The organism is Marinomonas communis, assembly GCF_004363305.1.
GTDB classification, from domain to species: Bacteria; Pseudomonadota; Gammaproteobacteria; order Pseudomonadales; family Marinomonadaceae; genus Marinomonas; species Marinomonas communis.
Map to the genome: position 1 here is coordinate 53,314 of NZ_SNZA01000008.1, position 10,846 is coordinate 64,159.

The 10,846-nt window shown below is 47.5% G+C and carries 10 protein-coding genes; 9 read left to right on the forward strand and 1 reads right to left on the reverse strand.

Annotated elements, in window-relative coordinates; genetic code table 11:
• Positions 1-29 precede the first annotated feature (29 nt).
• From cgtA to C8D85_RS17765, 3 genes are read left to right on the forward strand one after another with little or no spacing between them, the layout of a single operon-like run.
• Complete coding sequence (cgtA, locus tag C8D85_RS17755) at positions 30-1,220, forward strand: Obg family GTPase CgtA (RefSeq protein ID WP_133565245.1); 1,191 nt, start codon at positions 30-32, stop codon at positions 1,218-1,220.
• Positions 1,221-1,242: 22 nt separating this feature from the next.
• The gene (proB, locus tag C8D85_RS17760) at positions 1,243-2,367 is read left to right on the forward strand and encodes a glutamate 5-kinase (RefSeq protein ID WP_133565247.1); all 1,125 of its coding nucleotides are present in this window, start codon (positions 1,243-1,245) and stop codon (positions 2,365-2,367) included.
• A gap of 15 nt (positions 2,368-2,382) precedes the next feature.
• Positions 2,383-2,745: a diacylglycerol kinase gene (locus C8D85_RS17765; protein WP_133565249.1), complete on the forward strand. Its 363-nt coding sequence runs from the start codon at positions 2,383-2,385 to the stop codon at positions 2,743-2,745.
• Positions 2,746-2,807: 62 nt separating this feature from the next.
• Here C8D85_RS17765 and rpsT read toward each other — a convergent pair whose 3' ends face one another.
• Positions 2,808-3,071 carry a 30S ribosomal protein S20 gene (gene rpsT / locus C8D85_RS17770; RefSeq protein ID WP_055462845.1) on the reverse strand — a complete coding sequence of 88 codons (264 nt, stop codon included), beginning with the start codon at positions 3,069-3,071 and terminating at the stop codon, positions 2,808-2,810.
• A 225-nt stretch (positions 3,072-3,296) separates the two neighbouring features.
• On the opposite strand from rpsT, the gene murJ reads away from it, so the two are divergent.
• The 6 genes from murJ (at position 3,297) to ispH (ending at position 10,619) form a co-directional block, all read left to right on the forward strand.
• Positions 3,297-4,856: a murein biosynthesis integral membrane protein MurJ gene (gene murJ, locus C8D85_RS17775; RefSeq protein ID WP_133565251.1), complete on the forward strand. Its 1,560-nt coding sequence runs from the start codon at positions 3,297-3,299 to the stop codon at positions 4,854-4,856.
• Positions 4,857-4,955: 99 nt separating this feature from the next.
• Entirely contained in the window at positions 4,956-5,885 is a 930-nt protein-coding gene (gene ribF / locus C8D85_RS17780) for a bifunctional riboflavin kinase/FAD synthetase (RefSeq protein WP_133565253.1), read from the forward strand.
• A 31-nt stretch (positions 5,886-5,916) separates the two neighbouring features.
• A complete protein-coding gene (gene ileS, locus C8D85_RS17785; RefSeq protein ID WP_133565255.1) occupies positions 5,917-8,739 on the forward strand; it encodes an isoleucine--tRNA ligase in 2,823 nt (940 codons plus the stop codon).
• A gap of 5 nt (positions 8,740-8,744) precedes the next feature.
• Entirely contained in the window at positions 8,745-9,251 is a 507-nt protein-coding gene (lspA, locus tag C8D85_RS17790) for a signal peptidase II (RefSeq protein WP_244937050.1), read from the forward strand.
• The gene (locus tag C8D85_RS17795) at positions 9,241-9,666 is read left to right on the forward strand and encodes an FKBP-type peptidyl-prolyl cis-trans isomerase (protein WP_133565259.1); all 426 of its coding nucleotides are present in this window, start codon (positions 9,241-9,243) and stop codon (positions 9,664-9,666) included. Before lspA ends, C8D85_RS17795 begins: the two co-directional genes overlap by 11 nt.
• Positions 9,666-10,619: a 4-hydroxy-3-methylbut-2-enyl diphosphate reductase gene (ispH, locus tag C8D85_RS17800; protein ID WP_133565261.1), complete on the forward strand. Its 954-nt coding sequence runs from the start codon at positions 9,666-9,668 to the stop codon at positions 10,617-10,619. The genes C8D85_RS17795 and ispH overlap by 1 nt, the downstream gene beginning before the upstream one ends.
• The last annotated feature ends 227 nt before the right edge of the window (positions 10,620-10,846 follow it).

Genomic DNA, 10,846 nt, shown 5'->3' on the forward strand with positions numbered 1-10,846 from the left:
TTCTGATAACGCACCTAAGAGGTGATTTTGTGAAATTTGTTGATGAAGCCACGATTTACGTTCGCGCAGGTAAAGGTGGTAACGGCGCTTTAAGCTTCTGGCGTGAAAAGTTTGTTGCGAAAGGCGGTCCGGACGGCGGTGACGGTGGTGACGGTGGTAGTGTGTATTTGGTGGCAGATGAGTCGCTTAATACCTTGATTGACTTCCGTTTTACCAAGAAGTACATCGCAGAGAACGGTCAAGGCGGCATGGGTCGTGATATGACAGGTTCTAAAGGTGCAGATCTAGAGGTCAAAGTGCCAGTGGGTACGACAGTGATCGATGAAGACACTGGCGAAACACTAGGTGACTTGGTTTCTATTGGTCAGCGCTTGAAAGTGGCACAAGGTGGTCACAAAGGTTTAGGTAATACGCGCTTTAAGTCGAGTACTAACCGTGCCCCTCGTCAGACGACAAAAGGTACTGTGGGTGAAGAGCGTAACCTTAAGCTTGAAATGAAAGTGTTGGCAGATGTTGGTTTGTTAGGCTTGCCAAACGCGGGTAAATCGACGTTTATTCGTTCAGTATCGTCTGCCAAGCCAAAAGTGGCGGATTACCCGTTCACGACTTTGGTGCCAAACCTTGGTGTAGTAAAAGTTAAGAAGCACCAAAGCTTCGTCATTGCTGATATTCCGGGGATTATCGAAGGGGCAGCAGAAGGCGCGGGTCTAGGTATCCGTTTCTTGAAGCACTTGGTGCGTAACCGTATCTTGTTGCACATTGTTGATATGGCGCCTTGGGACGAAATTACTCCAGATCAAGCAGCCGTTATCGCTGTGAACGAACTGCATGAGTTCTCACCTACTTTGGCTGAGAAGCGTGATCGTTGGTTGGTGCTTAACAAGCTGGATATGGTGCCTGAAGATGAGCGCGAAGAGCGTTGCCAAGCGGTGATCGATGCGTTGGGCTGGGAAGGTAAAACGTACCGTATTTCAGCGATCTCTGGCGAAGGCACAGAGGTGCTATGTCTTGACCTAATGACTGCGCTAGAAGAAATGCGTGAGAACTTGGCGAACGACGAAAATGCGCAAGCCGAAGAGAGGGCTGTTCGTGATCTGATTGATGAAGAGGGTCGTGAGCGTATTCGTCTATTGCGTGCCAACCGCCGTAATGCTGCGCAAGAAGATGACGATGACTTCGATGATGACGATTACGATGTGGACGTAGAGTACGTTCGTTAATTTATAGTGAGATAAGCAGTAAATGGACATGAGAGAGAAGATTGCATCCGCTCAGCGAGTGGTTGTGAAAATAGGCAGTGCTTTATTGACGAACGATGGCCAAGGTCTTGATGTCGGCAATATTGGCCTATGGGTGGCCCAAATTGCACAGCTTCGTGCACAGGGTAAAGAGGTGGTATTGGTATCTTCGGGTTCTATTGCTGCTGGTATGAAACGCCTAGGCTTCTCCTCACGACCGACCCAGGTAAACGAATTGCAAGCAGCAGCGGCCGTTGGCCAAATGGAGCTTGTAGGCGTTTACGAATCTCACTTTGAAGTACATGGGTTGTGTACCGCCCAAATCCTATTAACTCATGAGGATTTGTCTAATCGCCGCCGTTATCTAAACGCTCGATCTTCATTGCGGACGCTACTAAACCTCGGTGTTGTACCCATTGTTAATGAAAATGACACGGTTGTAACCGATGAAATTCGCTTTGGTGATAACGATACCTTAGGGGCGTTGGTGGCAAACCTCGTTGAAGCCGATGCGTTGATTATTTTAACCGACCAAAAGGGTTTGTTTGATAAAAACCCTCGTGATCATAAAGATGCAACATTAATCTCGCATGCTTCAGCTAGCGATGAAAGTTTGGATGCGATGGCTAGTGGTGGTGCAGGGGTTCTTGGGACCGGTGGCATGTTAACGAAAGTACGTGCAGCGCGACTTGCCGCACGATCCGGTGCTCATACGGTGATTGCATCAGGTCGAGAAGGCAGTGTTATCTTGCGAGTGGCCAATGGCGAAGATCTTGGTACATGGCTGCAGCCTGAGCATGACCGTTTGTCGGCTCGCAAACAGTGGTTGGCCGGTCACCTTAAGAGCCGTGGTACCTTGATCCTGGATGATGGTGCTGTGCGTGCACTGCGTCAGTCGGGAACAAGCCTGTTGCCAGTTGGAGTCAAAGATGCTGAGGGTTCGTTTTCCCGTGGTGATATGGTGATGTGTGTTGACCAACAAGGTCATATTGTCGCCCGCGGCCTGATTAACTACAGCATTGCAGAAACGCTAAAACTGCTGGGTAAGCCGTCGACGGAGCGAGCTGCTATCCTAGGCTACGAAGGCGAACCTGAACTGATTCATCGCGACGATTTAGTGGTTAACTAGAGAGAGCGAAAGTGTATGGCAAAGCCAGGAAAAGTTGGGTTAGAGCGCGTCATGAATGCGTCCCGTTATTCTTATCAAGGGTTACGGGCTCAGTGGCGCTATGAGGCAGCTTTTCGCCAAGAGGTGTGGCTGTTTTTGGTGGCAGTACCGTTGGCGCTTTGGTTAGGTGATACTGCCTTGGAAAAGGCGTTGATGATTTTTTCTGTTGGGCTGGTGTTGGTGGTGGAAACTATTAATTCCAGCATAGAGGCAGTTGTCGACCGGATCAGTGACGAAAAGCATGAGTTATCTGGGCGAGCAAAAGATTTGGGTTCTGCGGCGGTGATGTTGAGTTTAGGTTTGGCAGGCGTCGTATGGCTATTTCTACTGTTTAACTGAGTGCTGGCACTCAGTTAATAACAGACATAAAAAAACCGGCAGAAGCCGGTTTTTTTATGGGATTAGGCCAACGCTTTGATTTTAGCGTTCAAGCGGCTCTTATGACGAGCTGCTTTGTTTTTGTGGTATAGGCCTTTGTCAGCTGCTTTGTCTAGTTTAGACACTGCAACAGAGTATGCTGCTTGAGCTTCTTCTTGGTTTCCTGCTTCAATAGCTGCATCTACTTTTTTCAAGTATGTGCGCACCATAGAGCGCAGGCTACCATTGTGAGCGCGACGCTTGATCGCCTGGCGCGCACGTTTTTTTGAACCGGCGGAGTTTGCCACAGTCTGGCTCCTTCAATCTTTCAATAATTAAAACGACACAACGGGCTGTTGTATCGCTTGTGAATGTCAAGTTTAAACTTGAAAATCTCGCGGCGGATTTTACCAGCTTTTGGCGTTGCTACAACCCCAAACACACATTATTACTCGTGAAAAGTACATTTTTTGGCTGTTTGACCACCAGCTAAATGCTATTCTTGGCCAAATTTATCGTTAGAACATGATCTTATGTCAGACTCCCAATCGATTAAATCTCGATCACTTTTACGCTCTGGTTTGTTGGTTTCTATTTGTACGTTTGCTTCACGTATTTTAGGGTTGGCTCGTGATGCGGCGTTGGCGTATGTCTTAGGAGCAAGCGCGGGTGCCGATGCCTTCTTTGTTGCATTCAAAATCCCTAACTTCTTTCGCCGCCTGTTTGCTGAAGGTGCGTTTGCGCAGGCGTTTGTCCCAGTGCTGAGTGATTATCGTGTGAACGAAGGGCATGATGCGGTGCGCGAGCTGGTATCGGCAGTGACGGGCTCATTAACTTTGGTTCTGCTGGCGGTCACCGCTGTCTTTATGGCTGCTTCTCCTTGGGTTGTCTATGTGTTTGCGCCAGGTTTTGCAGATAATCCGGAACAGCTGGCTCTGGCATCAAATCTGTTGACAATTACCTTCCCTTATTTGTTGTTCATCTCTCTCACAGCGCTTGCTGGAGGCATTCTGAATGCCCACGGGGAATATGGTGTGCCAGCCATAACACCTATCTTTTTGAATATTTCTTTATTGGTTGCAACCCTTGGTTTTGCGACCAGTGCGACTCAAGCAGAGTTAAGTATTGCGTGGGGCGTGTTTGCGGCGGGGCTAGTGCAGTTATTATTTCAAGTGCCGTTTTTAGCGAGGCTGAAATTGTTGCCTCGCCCAAAGGTGGGCTTTTCTCATCCTGGTGTGAAGCGCATTCTATTGCTGATGGGTCCTGCGCTGTTTGGTGTATCGGTTGGGCAGATTAACCTGTTATTGGATACGGTGCTGGCTTCCTTGCTGGAAACAGGCAGTATTACTTGGCTTTATTTGTCGGATCGTTTGTATGAATTGCCATTGGGGATTTTTGCGATCGCCATTAGCACGGTTATTTTGCCGTCACTTTCTCGAAGTTATGCTAGTGAATCAGGCTCGCGCTTTGCCAATACGTTGGATTGGGGGCTGCGTTTACTATTGTTGATCGCAGTGCCATCAGCGTTAGCTTTGTGTGTTCTGGCGAAACCGATCATAGCCACGGTCTTTTATCGTGGTGAACTGACTGTTCATGATGTAGACATGGCGGCTATGAGTTTGCAGGCGTATTCTGTTGGTCTGGTGTTTATGATGCTGATTAAAGTGTTGGCGCCCGGTTATTACTCTCGCCAAGATACCAAAACACCAGTGAAAATTGGTTTGATCGCCATGGTTGCGAATATGGTCTTTAATCTCATTTTAGTATGGCCATTGGGCCATGTCGGTTTGGCGCTGGCGACGAGCCTTTCGGCAGGCTTAAATGCCTTATTGTTGTGGATCGGTTTACACCGAGATGGTAGCCATCAGTTTTCTAAACAATGGTGGCTGTTGTTGCGAGTATTGCTGCTCGGGTCTGGTCTGCTGTTGGGTTGGTTATTCTTCTATCAAAGTTTGAATATCGCTTGGACAGATATATCAAGTTGGCAGAGGGTGCAGCATATGCTGTTGGTAGTGAGTGTTGGTGTCTTGGTATATGGGCTTGGATTAGTATTGGCGGGTCTAAGAATGCGACATTTGCGCGCTCAAGATTAAAGTGTGATGAGCTTGCTCCCTACCTTTGAGGGAGTGAGTACTATATAATCGCGGTTATTTTTTCAGCGGCGTGATGATGGGCTGCCGGTACGGAGTGGTATGGAACTGGTCAGGGGTATTCATAATATCCAAGCAAGGCACAAATTTGGTGTGCTGACGATTGGCAACTTTGATGGGGTGCACATGGGGCACCAAGCTATTTTGGCAAGAGTGAAAGCTTTAGCTGAACAATATCAATCGCCAGCCGGTATTATGATTTTTGAACCTCAGCCGCGTGAATTCTTTGCGCCGCATGATGCCCCAGGTCGCTTATCCCGCCTTCGTGACAAAGTGGCGTTGTTGTCTAAATATGGTGTCGACTACGTTCTATGTATGCCATTTAATGCCCGTCTTCGAAACTTGGATGCGAATGCCTTTTGTCAGCAAGTGTTACATGACGGCTTGGCTGTGAAGCATCTGGTTGTGGGTGATGACTTCCGTTTTGGCTGTGATCGTCAGGGTAATTTTGATTACCTTGAGAACTTTGGCGCTCAGCATGGCTTTGATGTGGAAAATACTTCTTCTATTTTAAATGGGGAAGGATCACGCATTAGTAGTTCGCTGGTGAGACAGCACTTAAATCAAGGTGATATGGTGTCAGCAGAAGCGATGCTGGGTCATCCGATTACGCTGGGCGGTAGAGTCGTAAGTGGGCAACAGTTGGCCCGCCGTTTAGGTTTTCCAACGGCTAATATATTTTTAAAAGGTGTCGCGCCAGCCTTGTCTGGAGTGTATGCCGTAACAGTGCCTGTTGATGGTCAAGAGTACTCTGGTGTCGCTAACATCGGAGTTCGCCCAACAGTAGATGGCAAGACGCCAGTGCTAGAAGTGCACTTATTTAATTACAGTGGCGATTTGTACACCCGTTATTTAGAGGTGACATTTCGCCATTTTATTCGACCAGAGCGCAAAATGAGCGGCTTGGAAGAATTAGAGAAACAAATTCAATGTGATAAAGAAGAGGCGCTACGCTTCTTTTCCAATCAGTGACCGATGATCTTTGAGGATAAATCGAATAACCATGAGTGATTATAAATCAACGCTGAATTTGCCAGAAACCGCTTTCCCTATGCGCGGTGACTTGGCAAAACGTGAACCAGCGATGCTAAAACGCTGGCAAGATATGGACTTGTACAACAAAGTACGAGCAGTAAGCAAAGGCCGTAAATCTTTCATTCTTCATGATGGCCCTCCATATGCCAACGGCAGTATTCACATTGGTCACGCGGTTAACAAAATCCTCAAAGACATTATTGTTAAATCTAAAACCGTTAGTGGATACGATGCGCCGTACATTCCTGGTTGGGACTGTCACGGTCTACCGATCGAGCACAAAGTTGAGCAAATGATCGGTAAAGCAGGCGATAAAGTGTCGTTCAAAGATTTTCGTGCGAAATGCCGTGAGTACGCTTACTCTCAGGTGGAAGAGCAGAAGAAAGACTTTATCCGTCTAGGTGTAATGGGCGACTGGGAAAACCCATACCTAACGATGAACTTTGTGACCGAAGCCAACATTGTACGCTCACTAGGCAAAATCGCTGAAAACGGCCATTTAGTAAAAGGCTTCAAGCCAGTTTACTGGAGTGTTGTCGGTGGTTCTGCACTGGCAGAAGCGGAAGTGGAATACCAAGACAAAACCTCTTTGTCACTAGACGTGCGTTACGCACCACAGGACGAAGCGGCGTTCCTTGCGAAATTCTCTGACGTTGAAGGTGAAGGCAAAGTCTCCGTTGTTATCTGGACAACCACACCTTGGACGCTTCCTGCGAGCCAAGCGGTATCGATTCACCCAGAATTCAACTATGTCCTAGTTGAAGTGGACATGGGCGCGGGTAAAGAGCGTCTAGTGTTCGCAGAAGACATGGTTGAAGGCATCATGCAGCGTTACGGTCATGAAGAGTACCGTATCGTAGGTCGCGCAGTCGGTGCAGACCTTGGTGGCTTGGTGCTTAACCACCCATTTATGGAACGTGATATCCCAGTTTTACTGGGCGAGCACGTCACGGCAGATGCGGGTACAGGTTGTGTTCACACGGCACCTGATCACGGTGTAGACGACTTTAATGTTGGTCGTGCGAACGGTATCGGCACGATCAACCTAGTACAAGATAACGGTGTGTACTCGGAAGCGGCGGGTGAGTTCGCCGGTATGCATGTGTACAAAGTAGACGATGCAGTGCTAGAAGCACTAGGTCGTAACAATGCCCTAGTGTTCCAGTCTAAGATTTTCCACAGCTACCCACACTGCTGGCGTACCAAAACACCTTTGATCTTCCGTGCAACACCGCAATGGTTTATCAGCATGGACGAAAAAGGTCTGCTTGATGACGCTAAAGAAGCGGTGAAAGGTGTGAAGTGGACACCTGCATGGGGGCAAAACCGCATGGAAGGTATGTTGAACAACAGCCCTGACTGGTGTGTTTCGCGTCAACGTACGTGGGGTGTGCCAATTGCGTTGTTCATCAACAAAGAGACGCAAGAACTTCACCCTGAAACGCCACGCCTAATCGAAGAAGTTGCGCAGCGTATCGAAAAAGAAGGTATGGATGCTTGGTTCGAATTGGATGCAACAGAACTTCTAGGCGACGAAGCTGAAAAATACAGCAAAGTCACTGACACGCTAGATGTATGGTTCGACTCGGGCGTAACGCACTACTCAGTCATCGATCAGCGTAATGAGCTAAGCTTCCCTGCGGATCTTTACCTTGAAGGTTCGGATCAGCACCGTGGTTGGTTCCAATCATCGTTGAAAACATCGATCGCGATCCGTGGTGTACCGCCATACAAAGGTGTTCTAACACACGGTTTCACCGTAGATGGTGACGGCCGTAAGATGTCTAAGTCATTGGGTAACGTTGTATCACCACAAAAAGTGATGGAAACGCTAGGCGCTGACATTATCCGTCTTTGGGTAGCGGCAACTGACTACACGGGCGAAATGACGGTTTCTGATGAAATCCTAAAACGTGTCGCGGACGGTTACCGCCGTATTCGTAACACTGCTCGCTTCATGTTGGCGAACCTAAGTGGCTTCAATCCTGCAACTGATTTAGTGGCGCCTGAAAACATGATCGCGCTAGATCGTTGGATCGTAGATCGTGCAGCACAGCTACAGAAAGAAATTGACGAAGCGTACAACGAATACCAGTTCCACTCTGTGGTTCAGAAAATTCAAAACTTCTGTTCGTTGGATCTAGGTGGTTTCTATTTAGATGTAATCAAAGACCGTCAATACACGACGCAAGAAGACAGCCTAGCACGTCGTTCTGCACAAACGGCGCTTTACCATATTGCTGAAGCCTTCACACGTTGGATCTCTCCAATCTTGAGTTTTACTGCGGATGAAATCTGGCTGTCACTACCAGGTGAGCGTGGTGAGTCTGTGTTCCTAGATACTTGGTACGAAGGTTTGTTCGAGCTAAGTGGTGACGAAGCGCTAGGTCGTGAATTCTGGAAGCATGTTTTAGAAGCTAAGATGGCAACTAATAAAGTGCTTGAAGCGGCTCGTAAAGAAGGCAAGATTAAAGCCAGCTTAAGTGCCGAAATCACGCTTTACGCAGATGAAGCTCTAGTGGATACTCTATCAAAGCTTGATGATGAGCTGCGTTTTGTATTGATTTCTTCTGAAGCGAAAGTTGCGGCATTGGTTGATGCTCCGGCTGACGCAGTGGAAACTGAGCTGGAAGGTCTGAAAGTAGCGGTGGCTGTGACCGAAAACGAGAAATGTACTCGTTGTTGGCACCACCGTCCTGAAGTGGGCAAGCGCGAAGCTCATCCTGAACTGTGTGACCGTTGTATTTCGAACTTGCCGGAAGGCGAGGGCGAAGAACGCCACTTCGCTTAATGCTTATGACAGCGATGCTAAAACGAGTCCAGCGCTGGTGGGCGCTGGCAATCGCTGTTTACGCTCTAGATTGGATCACCAAGCAGAGCGTAGAAGCGAATTTACACTATGGGCAGGAGATTCCTCTTCTGCCTTTCTTTGATTTAACGTTGCGATATAACACAGGCGCGGCTTTTAGCTTTTTGGCTGAAGCGGGTGGGTGGCAACGTTGGTTCTTTTCTTTGATTGCTATTGTGGTAGTAGTGGGGATTAGTTGGCGCTTATCGAAGATAGGCCACACTCACAAACTCGAAGCATTGTCGTTAACACTGATTATGGCGGGAGCGATTGGTAACCTCCATGATCGTTTGGCGTATGGGCATGTGATCGATTTTATACAAGTTCACTGGCAATCCACTTGGTATTTTCCTGCGTTTAACATTGCCGACAGTGCCATTACCATTGGTGTCGTGTTAATGCTAGTAGAGGGGGTGTTTCAAAAGAGCCCCAAGGGTAAACAGAATGACGATTAACGAACAAAGCCGTATCACCTTGCACTTTGAATTGGCGCTAGAAGATGGCCAAATAATTGACTCGAATTTTGCGGGCAACGCAGCGCAATTCACTTATGGTGATGGCAGCTTATTACCTGACTTCGAAGCGGTCTTAGTAGGGTTGTCTGCAGGTGAAGAAGCAACGTTTACAATGCCACCAGAAAAAGCATTCGGTGCACGTAATCCTAGCAATATCCAGACTATGGCACGCAGCCAATTTGGTATGGATATCGAGGAGGGGATGGTGGTGTCATTTGCTGACTCGGCGAAAAATGAATTGCCAGGTGTGATTAAGTCCATCGGTGATAGTCAGGTTGAAGTTGACTTCAACCACCCTCTGTCCGGTCAAACGCTTACATACCGTGTGAAAATCATCGCTGTCGAGGAGGCATAATGTCTTTTGCTATCCAACTAGCGAATCCGCGTGGTTTTTGTGCCGGTGTGGATCGAGCTATTGAAATCGTGAACCGTTGTTTAGATATCTTCGAAGCGCCAATTTATGTTCGTCATGAAGTGGTTCATAACAAATTTGTTGTTGAGTCTCTGAAAAGTCGTGGTGCGGTATTTGTTAATGAGCTAGATGAAGTGCCAGATGACCAAATCGTTATTTTCAGTGCGCACGGTGTCTCGCAAGCTGTGCGAAATGAAGCGGATCGTCGCGGTTTGAAGGTGTTCGATGCGACTTGTCCATTGGTAACAAAAGTTCATATGGAAGTCGTGCGTTATTCACGTGATGGCATGGAGTGTATTCTGATTGGTCATGATGGGCACCCTGAAGTAGAAGGAACGATGGGGCAATATGATGCTTCAAATGGTGGTGCTATATACCTAGTTGAAACCCCTGAGGATGTCGCATCATTGGAAGTGAAAGATCCCTCTCAGTTGGCGTTTGTGACTCAAACGACACTTTCTATGGACGATACCTCTATTGTGATTGATGCGTTGCGCCAACACTTTCCAGAAATTCGTGGGCCTAAGAAAGACGATATTTGTTATGCCACTCAAAATCGTCAAGATGCAGTGAAGACCCTGGCACAAGAGTGCGACCTTGTTCTAGTGGTTGGCTCGGTTAACAGTTCTAACTCAAATCGCCTACGTGAATTGGCGGGGCGCATGGGGACGGAAGCACACTTGATTGATAATGCCAGTGAGATCAAGCCGGAATGGCTGCATGGGATTAAAGTGGTTGGCATTACTGCTGGTGCTTCGGCTCCTGAAGTATTGGTTAATGAAGTGATTGAACGCCTAAAAGCAGAAGGTGGTGAAGACCCACGAGAGTTAGAAGGGCGTGAAGAGAATGTTTCATTCTCTATGCCAAAAGAGTTGCGTATTGTTGAAGTACAGTAATGTCTAATGCAGGCACTTTTGATTAATTAAAAGTTTTTCAAAAAAAGTGCTTGCATTAAAAATTTAGATCCTTAATATACGCATCCGCTGACACGGACAGCGCTTCAAAACAGCGAAGCCAAAACGATGTCACAACGCTCTTTAAAATAGATAATCAGATAATTTGTGTGGGCGCTCGCTGGAGACTTCTCAAAACTTTAGAAGTCTTAAATGAGTGACCATGTCAA